This window comes from Pirellula sp. SH-Sr6A, from assembly GCF_001610875.1.
Classification (GTDB): domain Bacteria; phylum Planctomycetota; class Planctomycetia; order Pirellulales; family Pirellulaceae; genus JBKCUI01.
Genome location: NZ_CP011272.1, coordinates 2,646,835 through 2,660,986, shown reverse-complemented (window position 1 = coordinate 2,660,986; position 14,152 = coordinate 2,646,835). Strand labels below are relative to the sequence as shown.

The following is a 14,152-nucleotide window of genomic DNA, read 5'->3' as shown; positions in this document are numbered from 1 at the left end:
AGACATGCGGGCATTCTTTCTTCGCAACCCAAGAGTATTATTTGCCTAAATTATTCCGTCCCTGGCTCAAAAAGGCGACGAGGTCTCGGATTTCCGACGCGGCTAGCGTTTGGTAGGCGTCGGCGGGCATGATCGAGAGACGGCTCGGAATCTGCTCTTCGATCTCCGCCATCGGTACGTCGACCACGCTTCCATCTTTGAGCAAATACTTCATGTGGGTACCCGAACCGTTGTTGAGTTTGGCTCCCTCTAACGTATTGCCATCCAATGTCCGCACCTTCCAAGCGACGTAAATGGGACCTACTTCTCGACTGGGATGCAGGATCGAATCCAAAATGCGTTCGCGCGTCGCGGTTCCTGCTAAGGTGGCGAGATCTGGGCCAACGCTGGGACCTCGACCATCCAATGCATGGCATTGAACACAAACGCTGCGCATCAAAACGCGTCGCCCTTTCTCCGCGTCCGCTGGTTCGGCGAGAATCCCCTTCCAAGCTTCTTCGTTATCGGGTGCCGGTAACGGCTCCTGGTTCGACTCTTTCCGTGTCACCGTCTTCCACTCCTCCACAAGCCGTTGTTCCGATGCCAGTTTGGCCTCAATCCCCTCTCGATCCCTTGAGGTCTTGTCCACCACACGAGACACTGCGGAAAGTGCATCGAGACGCGCATCGAGATCCCAGCTCGAATCCAGTACCCAACGTTTCAAGAGCTCGGGTGCATCGACGTGTTTCGACCAAGCCGCAAAATCGACCGCTTGCCGCCGAAATTCGGGAGTCGCGATCTCGACGACCAACCGGTCCAATTCGACGAGATTCGGCGCCTCGGATTCGGATGGAAGCCACCGTAAGGCCGCGGTCCGCAATGCGGTGGATCGCCCGGGATCTCGCAAAACTTCCAAAAGCAATGCCTCCCGTTTGGGATCCCGTCCCTTGGGGCTCGCTGACCCGCTTTCCAAATAGGCAATCGCGGCCGTTGCCTCCGCGAACTCGTGAAGCGAGAGTCCCTTGCGGTCCAGCGCCCCTTTCAGCAATCCGATCCATTCGCGATCTCCCGATTCCGCTGCCCATCGCATAACCAGTCGGTGCACTTGGGTGTCTGTGGAACTTAGCCCGATTGGAAAATAGGTATTCTTCCATCCCACCGGCAGGAGCGTGGGATCGCACAACTCCAGCCATCGCACAGCTCGCAACCAAGACAGCAGGTAGCGACTATCGGTCGGTGGTTGATTCAGGTCGATTTGGTGGCTTCGAACCAAGCCCATGATTGCTCCTTGCGCTTGGAACGGATCGCTCGATAGACTTTCTCGCCATCGCTCTTCGGCAGAGACGTCGGGTGCTGTCGTGAGTCTTCTTGTTGATAATTCTTGCGGAGACGCATGGGCTAATGCGTTCTCCTTTTGAATGGAGGAGGCGTGGGCATCGGCGGGGATTAATCGCCAGAGTCGACCTTTTTGGTGGACGGGATAACTGCGATCGACCCAATCGGTAAAGTAAACAGAACCATCGGGGGCGACGGCAAAATCGACGGGTCGGAAATTCACGTCTCCTTGCACAACCGTCGTGAACTCTGCTTTCCATGAAGCTCCGTTCGAGACCGGTCGATACGCTTCGATCCGATTGTCCCCCCAACTGCTAACCCATAGGGAATCCCCGATAGGGATCACGGCGCAAGGCGCCTCTCCCGTTCCGGATGCCATGGGTAGCGTTCCGGGCAACTCGCCATTCCATGCCAATAATGGGTGGGTGCCCGCTCGCCCGAACCGAAATTGAAAGCCATAATCCGCACCCTCGACAACATGGATCAGCCGGCATGGCGGACGGGAATCGGGATCGTTGTCCACCGTCCAAAGTCGCCCTGCAGCGTCGAAACAAGTTCCAAAGGGATTCCAAAATCCGGTAGCCACGCGTTGGCACTCCCGACCATCAGGTCGGCATCGGAAAAGGTTTCCGCCTTCTCCGCCTCCCGTTTGCTTTGCTCCATCTGGACCGATCAATCGGTACGGCTGACCAAAATTCTCGCCCTGCCCGAAGTAAAGCCAACCGTCTGGTCCGAAGGCGATCGACGAAAGTCCATTGTGAGGATAGTCGGCCGTGGTCTCGAGCCGGATCAGTGTCTCCTGTTGATCCGCTCGACCGTCCCCGTCGCCGTCCCGCATCCGATCGATGCGAGAACGTGTGACAACGTAAAGCCATCCCTCCATCGAAGTCGCTACGCCCATGGTCGCGACTCCACCTTCATGGAACAGCAATTGCCGATCGAGCGAACCATTCCCGTCGCTATCATCAAAGCGATAAATACGATCCACCTTGGGGCCTGCGTAGCCATCAGGAGGGAAATGCGTATGGCATTCCACCACAAACAAACCACCTTGGCTATCGAACCGACAGCCGATGGGCGTTACCAAATCCGGCTCCGTCCGAACCGACTCCAGCTTCCAACCCTCGATCATCACTTTGGGGTCGGCAGCCCAGGTGCAGAGACTGGTTCCGGATTCGGTGCAGGGAATGGCTAACAAGAATGCGCAGGCCCAAAGAAGGACCCGATTTCGGGGGACAGTCATCATAGAAGGGGCCCTTGCCTCGTAAACAGAACAGACGCAGCGAGTTGGTGCGGGCGCCGTGAATCGTACGGACGCAGCGACATTGTGTAGGTACCACGGATGGGTACGGGCGCGTGGACCGGGAGGGATGGTTTGGCCGGTATGGGCGCAGTCATCGGGTTAATGCGGGAGGCCTCCCGCGGATTCACGCTCGTACGGACGTCTGCGTGGGGCGACCGAGCGAGGGAAGTGCAGCTCGCAAGACAACTAGTGGCTATTCATCTTCCCTCTCAACCATTGAACCGTGTTCGCCCGATCGATCGGCGATGTTCCCGATGAGATTGCGTCCCCTGGAGGACTGGCCCCCGGGGGTTTTCAAGCACCGGCATGAATGATGCCGCTTACTGCATCGTCCAGCTATCGGGAAGGGTGGCATCCTTCGTGACAATCGGGATGGCGTCCCGAATGAAGCACGGATCGTATTGATCCGATTCGTTGACTTGCAAGCGATTGATGACTTGTACATGTCGGCCGATGCGCACGTTCTTATCGAGGATAGCGCCGTCGATCAAGCTTCCCGAGCCGATGCCGACGGGAACATGACCTGCGGCGGTATTGTTCGCGAGGTCTTGGTCGGTCTCCGAGAAATCGGAACCCATGATGATGCTGTTGCGAATCGTAACTCCTTCCCCGATGACGCATCGAAGGCCGATCACGCTATTTTCGATGCGTGTGCCCTTTCCAATTCGGCATCCGTCGGCGATCAGCGAACTGGAGATGGTCGCGCCATCGACAACCGAAGGAGGCAGGAATCGCGCGCGGCTGTAGACAGGGTGCGCGGCATCGAAGAGGTTGAATTGGGGGTTAGGATGGCTGAGTGCCAAGTTGGCATCGTAGAAGGCGCGAATGGTCCCGATATCCTCCCAATAGTCGTCAAACAAGTGCACTTGCACTTTGCGTGAGCGGATCGCAGCCGGGAAGACTTCTTTTCCAAAGTCGCTGTAGTTGGTCTTATTGAGAACATCGAACAGCAGTTCTTTGTTGAAGATGTAGAGGCCCATACTGGCCAAGCAATCGCGGCCTTGCGACGGGATGCCTTGCGCGTCGATCCAGGAGGGGTTGGTGGAGACCATGTTGATCTCCTCTTCGGTCTTTGGCTTTTCCAAAAATCCGGTGACTCGTCCGGTGTCATCGCACCGCATCACCCCGAGGGCGTGGGCGGCCGATCGAGGCACGGGCTTGGTCGCGATCGTCACATCCGCATTGGTCTGGATGTGCGTCTCCAGCATCTTGGAATAGTCCATGTGATAGAGCTGATCGCCACTCAGGATCAGAACATACTTGCAATCCTTTTCGTCAAAGTACCGCAAATTCTTTCGGACCGCGTCGGCTGTGCCTTCGTACCACTCCGTCCCGCCCTCCATCGTTTGCTGGGCAGCGAGAAGTTCGACGAAGCCGCCGCTGAAGTTATCGAAGCGGTAGGTCTGGCGGATGTGTTGGTGGAGCGAAACGCTGAGGAATTGCGTGACGACGTAGATTTGATTGATGCCGCTGTGAAGGCAATTGCTGATCGGAATGTCGATCAATCGATACTTGCCGGCCAACGGAACGGCAGGTTTCGCTCGGATTTTTGTAAGGGGATAAAGGCGGGTTCCTCTTCCACCACCGAGAATCAACGAAATCACCTGCCTCATGTTGTTCATTGCAAAACCTCTTCAAAACCGTCGGAATGGTACGCCTATAGCGCTTTAAGATACCGTAATTGAATGGGAGGGGACAGCAGAGATCCCAAACGATAAAATCGGAGTCATTCGTCCACCGGGATCGGAGCCATGTTTGCCTGATCCGACGCTGTTCGCAGAGAGAGTTTATGAACGTTGCTTGGGAATCCGCGATCGATTTGGTGACGAAACTAGTCCGTTTTCCTTCCGTAAGCCACGAAAGCAACGAGGAGGTGAGCCAAGCGGTCGCCGACGAACTGTTCCGAATCGGATTCGAAGTCGAGTGGCTTTCGTATCGAGATAGCGAGGGAAAAACAAAAGTCAGCTTGGTGGCCAAACGGGGGAAAGGGACCGGCGGGGTGGCTTACCTCGCTCACACCGATGTCGTGCCTGCCGACGACTGGTCGCTCGATTTCTGTGGCCCCTTTGATCCGGTGGTTCAAGACGGGCGGCTCTACGGAAGGGGAGCGTGCGACATGAAAGGCTCCCTTGCCTGCGCGCTGGTCGCCGCATCGATCGTTCCTACCGACGACGCCGCACCCCTCTATTTCGTGGTCACGAGCGACGAAGAGGTCGGAATGCACGGTGCCCGGCTCGTCGACCGACGCTCTCAACTGTTCGAAGAAATGGTCGAGTCCCACACGATCGGCATTGTGGGAGAACCGACAAAGCTGGAGGTCGTGCATGCCCACAAAGGAGGGCTTCGCTTCCATGTCTTGGCGCGTGGAAAGAGTGCCCATACGAGCACGCGGGACGGGTTGAATGCCAACTATGCGTTAATCCCCGCTCTCGAACCCATGCTCCAATTGCGCCATGCAACAGAGAGAGACCCACGATTCCAGAACCCGATGTTCGATCCACCGACCCTCTCGTGGAACATGACGATCACCAATGAACCGGAAGCGGTCAACGTTACCACCTCCCTTGCCCAGCTGAACAATTTCCTTCGTTTGATGCCAGGCGTGGATGTTGAGTCGATCGTTGCGCAAGTCGAAGGGATTTGCGAGCGTCATCAACTGGATTTCGTTCGAAGCGATGACGTCGAACCCTGGAGCGTTGCCCCCGACGCGGCTTGGATTCAGCAGATGCTTTCGTTGGTAGGTCGGCGCGCCTCGCAAAGTGTTTGCTACGCGACCGACGCCGGTGTCTTGCAACGATTGCAAGCCATGATGATCTGTGGCCCGGGCGATATCCAGCAGGCGCATCGCAGCGACGAATGGATCAGCTTGGAACAATTGCAACTTGGCGTGGAAACGTATGCCAAGGCGTTTTGCGCACTGCAGTCCAAGCCTTCGATTTGATTTCTCCTCCGTTTCCTTTCACCTCCCACCTCACCCCCTCCCCATCCAGCAACAGGAACAGCGATGAAGTTTGCGATTTGCAATGAGACGTTCGGCGATTGGCCTATCGAACAAGGCTTCGAGATGGCCAAGAAGCATGGCTATACGGGCATCGAAGTCGCACCTTTTACCCTTGGTACTCGTGCCGATCGGATCACCGCGCGGCAGCGTTCGGAATACCTCCGCGCGGCGAAGTCGTTTGGGTTGGAGATCATCGGACTGCATTGGCTGTTGGCAAAGACGGAGGGATTTCATCTGACCACCGACGATTCGGATATTCGCGCGCGAACCTCAGCGTACTTCGACGAGCTCGTCGCGCTTTGTGCGGATTTGGAGGGAAAGATCATGGTGTTGGGATCGCCGCTACAGCGCAACTTCTCCCCCGAAATGGGGCACGATCGAGCGATGGAGAATGCCGCGTCGGTGTTGGAAAAGGTCTTGCCGGCGCTGGAGCGACATGGAGTCCAAATCGCCATAGAACCGCTCGGTCCGCAGGAAGGCAATTTTCTCAATCATGCGAAGCAAGCGAGAGAGTTGATCGCGCAGTTGGGTAGCGATCGCATCCAGTTGCACCTCGATGTCAAAGCGATGAGCAGTGAGGGAGAGCCGATCGACAAGATCATTCGGGACAACGCCGATTTCATGATTCACTTCCATGCCAACGACCCAAACCGACTTGGCCCCGGCATGGGGGATGTGGATCAGCGTCCGATCTTTCGCGCGCTCCGCGACATCGACTATCGAGGATGGGTTAGTGTCGAAGTGTTCGATTACTCGCCGGGGGTGGAAACCATTCTGGAGTCAAGTATGCGGAACATGATCGCCGCCTCCAGGGCTTAAACGCGATCCAAACGAGACCGGAATCGTTCCGTGATTCGATCGGGTTCGGCGGCATTCCAAATCGCGTTGCCGACGACGACGCGCTGCAACCCCGTGTCGAGGACTTGATCCAAATTCTCTTCGCGAATCCCGCCTATAGCAAAGGCGGGCAGTTGAGCATCGGCAACGAGTGGTGCGGCGGCACGGAGGAAGGGAAGGCCTGCAAACGCATCGAAGTGTTTCGTTGTCGACGGAAAGGTCGGGCCGCATCCGATGTAATCCGCACCTTGTTGGATCGCGAATTGGACCTGTTCGAGGGAATGGGTGGATAGGCCAATGATGGCGCTTGTGGAAACAATCTTGCGGGCTTGGTCCAATCGTAGATCGGTTTGCCCGACATGGAGCCCGAAAGTATTGGCGAGGGCAGCCAAGTCGGCTCGATCGTTCATGATCAAGCGAGTGGTGTGCGGGTCGATCGCATCGATTGCGGCTTGGGCGTAGGTCAAGATCTCCGCGGCGTCCTTTTCTTTCTCGCGGAGTTGGATGAGATCGGCTCCTGCTCGGGCGATCGCTTGGATTCTTGTTTGAAAGTCCTTTAAGGAAGGAGTGCAATCGGCGAGAACATAGAGTTTTGCGCGGGTGAGGAATTCCCGATCGCGTTGGAGCGAGAGTTGAAGCGAGGCATTCAGATCGTAGGATCGGTATCGGATTGCTTCGATCGACGGTGCCGAGTTTGGGTAGAGGACTTTGGCGACTTCTTCGAGCGCGCGGAGGGATTGTTGCAAGCGTTGGGCGGCAGCGGCAGCGACATCGATGAAGGCGCTAGGTCTTTGGAGTTCGGTGGGAGTTTTGAAGGTCCTACCGACATCGCCGGTTGCATCGCGCGCCGTCAGTAGGGCGTTGGCGTTCCAAGATTGGGTGGAGGATTGGAGGAGATGGCGTGTTTCTTTGTAGGCATGTTGGAGGTGGTGCAAGTTGCGGAAGCGGGCCAGGTCTTCGAGGGTACGGAGAGCTTCTTGGGCGCGATTGAGATTGGCGTCACCGATGCGATGTCCGAAAAGCGAGTCGCCGATCGAGCAAGATTCCGAGTTAGGGTTCCAATCGTGAGACGTCATAGGTCCGGAGTTTTTGGCTTACGAAATGTTCGCAACGAGAAGAGACTTTTGGGAACCGTCGGATGCTGCTATCATGATTTTCGCAGTTGTTCATCTGGGGCCTGGAAAGGAACCGGACAAGCAGTTCGCCCTCGTAGCTCAGTTGGATAGAGCGCGGCTTTCCTAAAGCTGAGGTCGCAAGTTCGAACCTTGCCGGGGGTACTGTAAAATCATTGGTGAAACCATCTTTTTCGCTAGCCCAAAATTGGACTGTGCACCAAAAATGCACCAAACCCTACCGGAAATCACCCCGCGCGAGACCTAAGTTGTCCATCCCATGGCTAAGTTATCGGCCAGGAGATGCACAACATGTAGAAGCCGTTTTGGATCACAAAACTGAATTGTTGGTACGTCAAAGATCGACACGGGAAGCAGATCCGTCTCGACCCTGATGAAACCAAAGCATTCGACGTGTGGCGGAAGCTGATCGACCTCAGCAACTACAAGCACTCGGAGACTTCGATCGAAGCTCTTTGCGAGGGATGGCTGGATGAGAATGAGCACAAGCTCGATTCGGAACGATACGCCAGCACGTCTACCTGTTTCAATCGTTTTCGTTGACGTCGCGTCCATCGTCAGCCGATGCGTCAAAAACGCCTGCTCTGAACCGACAGGCTCAAGTATGGTTCGATCCCTGAGGATCGTCAGAAAGAGGCCGAGCAAAGAGGAACACTAATCTCCACTAATTCGCACTAATCAAAAACCAAGACAATCGTGTTGCTATTCCTTATTAGTGTTGATTGTCGGGATTCGCTCCCCACGGGCTCAAGAATTCGATGAGTCTGTTATCCGTCTCGACTTCTTTTGCCTGAAGGGCATGAATATCGTAGCCTAGGAGCATCGCTAGGAATCCGTATGCCCCCTTCCTCTTCTTGGCTGTAAGCCTCCTGACTGACGTATCGTTGCTACCACTAGTTCGCCCGTTTGTTTATGGCTTTCAGTCAACAGAACCCGTGTAACCACCGACTGCGAACATTGGTTTTCCGATCTGAAAGAACGGAGACCGCGAGACGAATCGGTGTGCCGCGATCTACGATCCATGGCTGGACCAAAGCTCGACGTCGACCCGTCGTGACCCTGACGGCATAAGGTGATTACGTCGAGAGCCTCGAAAGGCGGGTCTACCTTCTCGAGCGGCGCACAGCACGATTGAGAGCTTTACTTCGACTATGCGTTGTCTTGTTTCGGCTATGGGGTTTTTCGCTTACCTACCAACGCTTGCCTCAGGGGAGCGACAAAGAAAAACTCCTCCGAGTCATCGACCATGCAAGCCTCTTCGTTCGATTGCCGAGATTACTTGCCTGCATTGGACTCTCTTCTTCACGCTACTACGATTGGAAGAACGCGCAAGAATGTGGACTCGATGATGTCTCGTCTTGTCCCAGATCTTTGCCAGGGCAAATGACTGCGACGGAACGCTCCGAAATGCGATCGATGGTGCAGTCTGAAGACTATCGTCATCTCAGCGTCGGATCAATCGCTCGGTTGGCCTCGCGACTGGGAAAGGTCTACGCTTGTACCTCGACTTGGTACCGAGCGATTCAAAATGGAAATTGGATCCGGTCTCGCAAACGCATCTACCCAACGAAACCGCGCGTCGGATTACGAGCTACGAAGCCGAACGAATATTGGCATGTCGATACAACCATTGTTCGATTGCTCGATGGCAGCCGCGTGTAGCTTCACGCAATTCTCGATAACTTCTCGCGCCGCATTCTCGCATGGCGCTTGAACGACACTTTCGAAACAGACACGACAGCGGAACTCCTCAAGGAAGCAGCGAAGGGACTCCCCGAAAACACAGTACCCTCTGCTGTTATGGACCTCCCCGGACCGCCCCTGATAAGGAACCTTCTCGGAGAAGTCGATTTGGAAAATGCGGCAAAACAAAGAGCTTTTTGAGTTCAAGACCGGATCGCTCGGTCGTAAAAGGTGTGCCGCGTTGCGGAAAATCTGCTTAACAGTCAGGACTTTCGCTGCGCGCGTTTTTATTCATTTCAACTTTCCGCGACTTGCACTTAAGTGCTTACAAAAACTGCTGTTAACGGCTTTTGGGTTGCAACGGTGCCCCGCATCGGTCTCGATCGCATGCGACATACCAATTAACAATCGCTGCGATCCGGCGTTCGCAGTACTCAACCGGCTGCACCGCCATGAAGCAGTTGTTACATGCAGCCGCCGAACTATCCTAGACCCACATCCGGGGTGCAAAAAGTGCGCTCCGCCAATGTACTTCTCGGGAATTCACGGCTTTTCATTATGGCAAGCTTCCGCAACGTTTACACATCCCTCTTGCTCGTCATTGCCGGGTCAACGGACAGGGAACTCGCCCGCCAGGTCAACTACCTCAAGGCGGAGAACCAAATCCTCCGCAGTCGGCTTCCCGATCGAATTAGTCTAACTGAACGCGAGAAGAACCGCCTGATTCGTTTTGCCAAAAATCTTGGTTCGGCACTCAATGAGTTGGCCACGATTGTTCACCCCGGGACCATCCGTCGCTGGATTCGCGAAGCAGCAGCAAAATCCAAGGCGCGCCGAAAAGGCAAAAGCGGTCGTCCCCGGACTGCAAAGGATATCGAGAAACTGATCCTTAAACTGGCCAAAGACAATTCCTGGGGCTACACCAGGATCCTCGGTGAACTCAAAAAACTGGGGATCGAATCGGTAACGCGCAACACGGTCAAAAATGTCCTCAAACGCAATGGCTTCGAGTCAGGCCCTAAGCGTGGACCGGGCACTTGGGACGAGTTCGTCACTCGCCATGCGAAAACACTTTGGCAATGCGACTTCTTCTCGAAGAAGATCGTTTCGAAGGGTGGCCTTCGAGACATCTTTGTTTTGATCTTTATCAACGTCGAAACACGTCGCGTCTACATTTCGCCGTCGACCTACAATCCAGATGAGCAGTGGATGGTTCAGCAAGCGACAACGTTTATCGAGTCGACAAAGACGGGAGGTCCGAAATGCAAGATCTTGATGCTCGACAACGACGCAAAGTACTCCAAGTTGTTCATGGATGGTTTTGAAAAGGAAAAGATCAGAACCCAACGAACTCCGATCCGATCCCCGAACATGGTCGCCTTTGCCGAGCGATTCGTTCAAACGCTCAAGCAAGAATGTCTCGACCATTTTGTCGTCTTTGGCCACAAACACATGGACCTCCTTTGCCAAGAATTCAAAGACTACTATCACGAAGAACGGCCGCACCAAGGACTGGAGAACGAGCTTGTGATTAACGGTACCAGAACAAAGAAAAGATCGAAGTCTAGAACTAAGCAATCCGAAACCGTTTCAATTCCGATTTCTGAGATTCGTTGCAAAGAACGGCTCGGTGGACTGCTCAAGAGCTATAGCCGCAGAGCGGCGTAGCTCAAATCATCGTTCTACCTTCTTTGATACGTTCATTTCAGGTTTTAGCTTTCTGCTGCGCGCAAAGCGAACATCCATCTGCACCGCAGCCATCTGCGTCAAGAAGTGTTCAACGTGCGATCTCAAATCTGATTCAAGCTATTCTCGATCCTACAGCTTTTCCGTCCGAAAAATCGCCTTTGGCAATGCAATCAAGTTTTTGCACAGGGCGCGGCGGAACGCTAAAAGCGTTGGAAACCCGCGAAAGACTGGGTAGAAACGAAAAACGCCCGGCGGTCGATCTCTCGACGCCGGGCGCTAAGTCTTTCGGTCGTCAAAGTTAGAACTTTGACGAAAGCTCCCCGAGCGCAACCCTCTTCGTAACAATACTCTCTTTTTGTAAGAGCTGTAAGTTGTTTTATGGAAAGGACTTAAGTGGTTTCGAGACCCGTTCGGTATATTGCTATCGGTCGGAACGAGTTCGAACCCATTCTTCAAATTCGGTTCACAATCAGACACTGTTTTTTAATCTCGCACACACAGTTAAACAGCGATTTCTGGAATGGACAAGGCCGTAACGAACTTCTTCCGCTCAATATGTCAGCCGCCACGCCGGTGGATGCGATCCTGGAGGGACTCTGTGATCTCTTGAAGTTCCTCAAGGCTCTTACCAGCAAGGTCCGTTGCCTCAGACTCCACACCTAGGATGGACTCGAGAGTACGGATCAATCTAATCTCGCCCTCCTGACGCCCTTCCTGTCGTCCCTCCTGACGTCCCTCCTGTCGTCCCTCCTGTCGTCCCTCCTGACGCCCTTTCGTGAGCAATTGGTCAGCGACGGAGCCTGGCTCGGGTTTTACGGGCCAGAATTCTGCAAATATCCCTTGGACTTCGTTTTCGCCTACGATCGGATTTACGGACATAACATACTTCCTTATCGTGTCGAGCAACGTCGATGCCCGGTTGCCTTCGAACTGACCTGCGACGCTTCGAAATACCTGCCTCAGCATAGCCGCCAATTCTTCATCTCTCCCGTATTTTAGCAGAGTAAACGTGATATGCAAAATTGGCTCCCCGGCCATATCCGAATCCTTCATTCGACTCACATCGAGAATCGGAATCTCCATTCCCGGCACGTAACGCTTCCAGGAATCCGGGATCGGAATGAGCTCGGAGAGGCTCTTGGCCACCGTCCAAGGCCGCACGCCGTTGTAGATGACCCAGGGAATGATGGGAATCACCGGTAAGCTGTTTTCCAAGCTGTGCTCCCAAATGCGGACCATGTAGCCAAGCATCTGGATAACGGTGTGCTTGTCTGGTGCGCTCTTGTGATCTACCAGCACAAGCAAATGAACGTGAAGAGTTTCCATCCCCAGCTCTCGCGCCGTTTCGTCGATCATCTCTACTTTGAACAAGCGATCGGCAAATCGCCGTTTTAGATTGGCGTCGATGAAGCTGGTGTCGGCTTGCTCTAGCGTCTCCGGCTTCAGATGCGCCACAAACTCGGGAGGAAGATGGGATCGCACCAATTCCTGCGCGGACTCCTTTTGCATCAATGTCCGCGACAGCAATCGATCGAAAGGCGTTTGGACGACTTCGCTTGAGTCATCCCCCGGCATGAAGCGTTCGTCCTCATCTTTTTTTGGTGGCTCGTTCATTCGCTCAATATAGCATCAAGGTGAAGACCGTATCGAGATCTAGAGGGACATTGCATTGATCGCACCTAAACGCCAGCAGAACTCGTATGACCACCGTTTGTGGGAATTGGTCTTCCGATCTGGAAGAACGGAGACCGCGAAACGAATCGGTGTGCCGCGATCTACCATCCATGGCTGGACTAAGGCTCGACCTCGACCGGTCGTGACTCTGACGGCAAAAAGTGATTACGCCGATAGCCTCGAAAGAAGGGTCTACCTTCTCGAGCGGCGCACAGCACGATTGCGAGCTTTACTTCGACTGTGCGTTGTCTTGTTTCGGCTATCGGGCTTTTCGCTTACCTATCAACGATTGCCTCAAGGAAGCGATAAAGAAAAACTCCTCCGGGTCATTGAGCGTGCAAGCCGATTCGTTCGATTGCCAAGATTGCTTGGCTGCATTGGACTCTCTTCTTCACGCTTCTACGATTGGAGGAACGCGCAAGATTGTGGACTCGATGATGTCTCGTCTTGTCCCAGATCTTTGCCGGGGCAAATGACTGCGACGGAACGCTCCGAAATGCGATCGATGGTGCAGTCTGAAGACTATCGTCATCTCAGCGTCGGATCAATCGCTCGGTTGGCCGCGCGCTTGGGAAAGGTCTACGCTTGTACTTCGACTTGGTACCGAGCGATTCAAAGTGGAAATTGGATCCGGTCTCGCAAACGCATCTACCCACCGAAACCTCGAATCGGATTACGAGCTACGAAGCCAAATGAGTATTGGCATGTCGACACGACCATCGTTCGATTGCTCGATGGCAGCCGCTTGTACCTTCACGCAATTCTCGACAACTTTTCGCGCCGCATTCTCGCATGGAGATTGAATGACACCTTTGAAACAAGTACGACAGCGGAACTCCTCAAGGAAGCAGCCAAGGCACTCCCCGAAAACACAGTACCCTCTGCTGTCATGGACTCTGGCGTTGAAAACGTGAATGGCTCGGTAAATGAGCTTGTTTCTGATGGCACCATCCAACGTATTCTTGCGCAGGTCGATATTGTGGAATCGAACAGTATGATCGAAGCCTGGTGGCGTCAGCTGAAGCACCAGTGGTTGTACTTGAACGAACTTGATAGTGCGAATTCGGTTCGCAAGTTTGTTGCTTTTTACGTCGAGCAGCACAATTCGGTTGTTCCCCATTTTGCCTTTCAAGGGCAGACACCCGACGAGATGTACTTTGGCACCGGAGCGAAAGTTCCGGTGGACCTTAAAGAGAAGCGAGCAACAGCGAGAACTGCGAGGTTAGCGCACAATCGCGCTCTCAGCTGTGATTTATGCAAAGCAAAAACCAGCGAACCAGCACTTGTATCACTCCAAAACAACACGAGCTAAGCCTTAGGCACCTGCGTCTTGTACCAAGAAAAGAGTGTCACCAAGCGAGCAGCAAGCTCGATGGATGTCTAAAAGACCGTCGCAATCCAGAAAATCGAGTGAGAAGCAGTACACAACGCTGGAGAAAGCCACCAACAGATCACCCGTTTTAACCGAAGTGAGTCCAAGCTCATCGATTGCACGAGTTGGGCCTCAGAGAAACTCTC

At 54.2% G+C, this 14,152-nt stretch carries 9 protein-coding genes and 1 tRNA gene; 6 read left to right on the top strand and 4 right to left on the bottom strand.

Annotated features, from left to right (window positions below):
* Positions 1 to 37: 37 nt before the first annotated feature.
* On the bottom strand, positions 38 to 2,560 hold the full coding sequence (locus VN12_RS10460; RefSeq protein ID WP_146676750.1) for a PVC-type heme-binding CxxCH protein: 2,523 nt from the start codon (positions 2,558 to 2,560) through the stop codon (positions 38 to 40).
* A gap of 377 nt (positions 2,561 to 2,937) precedes the next feature.
* The gene (locus VN12_RS10455) at positions 2,938 to 4,239 is read right to left on the bottom strand and encodes a glucose-1-phosphate adenylyltransferase (protein ID WP_240491392.1); all 1,302 of its coding nucleotides are present in this window, start codon (positions 4,237 to 4,239) and stop codon (positions 2,938 to 2,940) included.
* A 167-nt stretch (positions 4,240 to 4,406) separates the two neighbouring features.
* On the opposite strand from VN12_RS10455, the gene VN12_RS10450 reads away from it, so the two are divergent.
* Both VN12_RS10450 and VN12_RS10445 read left to right on the top strand, forming a co-directional pair.
* On the top strand, positions 4,407 to 5,558 hold the full coding sequence (locus VN12_RS10450; protein ID WP_146676749.1) for a M20/M25/M40 family metallo-hydrolase: 1,152 nt from the start codon (positions 4,407 to 4,409) through the stop codon (positions 5,556 to 5,558).
* 63 nt (positions 5,559 to 5,621) lie between these two features.
* Complete coding sequence (locus VN12_RS10445) at positions 5,622 to 6,437, top strand: sugar phosphate isomerase/epimerase family protein (RefSeq protein ID WP_146676748.1); 816 nt, start codon at positions 5,622 to 5,624, stop codon at positions 6,435 to 6,437.
* Here VN12_RS10445 and thiE read toward each other — a convergent pair.
* Positions 6,434 to 7,531, bottom strand: a complete 1,098-nt coding sequence (thiE, locus tag VN12_RS10440) for a thiamine phosphate synthase (RefSeq protein WP_146676747.1) — start codon at positions 7,529 to 7,531, stop codon at positions 6,434 to 6,436. The two genes, VN12_RS10445 and thiE, sit on opposite strands and share 4 nt — an antisense overlap.
* A 127-nt stretch (positions 7,532 to 7,658) precedes the next feature.
* Here thiE and VN12_RS10435 point away from each other — a divergent pair.
* The 3 genes from VN12_RS10435 (at position 7,659) to VN12_RS10425 (ending at position 10,939) form a co-directional block, all read left to right on the top strand.
* Positions 7,659 to 7,732: transfer RNA gene (locus tag VN12_RS10435), tRNA-Arg, on the top strand.
* Positions 7,733 to 8,971: 1,239 nt separating this feature from the next.
* Positions 8,972 to 9,250, top strand: coding sequence for a hypothetical protein (locus tag VN12_RS25790; RefSeq protein WP_168164326.1), 279 nt, complete (start codon positions 8,972 to 8,974; stop codon positions 9,248 to 9,250).
* A gap of 579 nt (positions 9,251 to 9,829) precedes the next feature.
* On the top strand, positions 9,830 to 10,939 hold the full coding sequence (locus tag VN12_RS10425; protein ID WP_168164325.1) for an integrase core domain-containing protein: 1,110 nt from the start codon (positions 9,830 to 9,832) through the stop codon (positions 10,937 to 10,939).
* A gap of 579 nt (positions 10,940 to 11,518) precedes the next feature.
* Here VN12_RS10425 and VN12_RS10420 read toward each other — a convergent pair.
* Positions 11,519 to 12,574 carry an Rpn family recombination-promoting nuclease/putative transposase gene (locus tag VN12_RS10420; RefSeq protein WP_146676744.1) on the bottom strand — a complete coding sequence of 352 codons (1,056 nt, stop codon included), beginning with the start codon at positions 12,572 to 12,574 and terminating at the stop codon, positions 11,519 to 11,521.
* A 55-nt stretch (positions 12,575 to 12,629) separates the two neighbouring features.
* Between VN12_RS10420 and VN12_RS10415 the strand changes: the two genes are divergently transcribed.
* Positions 12,630 to 13,946 carry a DDE-type integrase/transposase/recombinase gene (locus VN12_RS10415; protein WP_146676743.1) on the top strand — a complete coding sequence of 439 codons (1,317 nt, stop codon included), beginning with the start codon at positions 12,630 to 12,632 and terminating at the stop codon, positions 13,944 to 13,946.
* Positions 13,947 to 14,152 lie beyond the last annotated feature (206 nt).

Coding starts and splice junctions, on each gene's coding strand:
- VN12_RS10460 (WP_146676750.1), bottom strand. CDS start 2,560: ATGATGACTGTCCCCCGAAATCGGGTCCTTCTTTGGGCCTGCGCATTC.
- VN12_RS10455 (WP_240491392.1), bottom strand. CDS start 4,239: ATGAACAACATGAGGCAGGTGATTTCGTTGATTCTCGGTGGTGGAAGA.
- VN12_RS10450 (WP_146676749.1), top strand. CDS start 4,407: ATGAACGTTGCTTGGGAATCCGCGATCGATTTGGTGACGAAACTAGTC.
- VN12_RS10445 (WP_146676748.1), top strand. CDS start 5,622: ATGAAGTTTGCGATTTGCAATGAGACGTTCGGCGATTGGCCTATCGAA.
- thiE (WP_146676747.1), bottom strand. CDS start 7,531: ATGACGTCTCACGATTGGAACCCTAACTCGGAATCTTGCTCGATCGGC.
- VN12_RS25790 (WP_168164326.1), top strand. CDS start 8,972: ATGACTGCGACGGAACGCTCCGAAATGCGATCGATGGTGCAGTCTGAA.
- VN12_RS10425 (WP_168164325.1), top strand. CDS start 9,830: ATGGCAAGCTTCCGCAACGTTTACACATCCCTCTTGCTCGTCATTGCC.
- VN12_RS10420 (WP_146676744.1), bottom strand. CDS start 12,574: ATGAACGAGCCACCAAAAAAAGATGAGGACGAACGCTTCATGCCGGGG.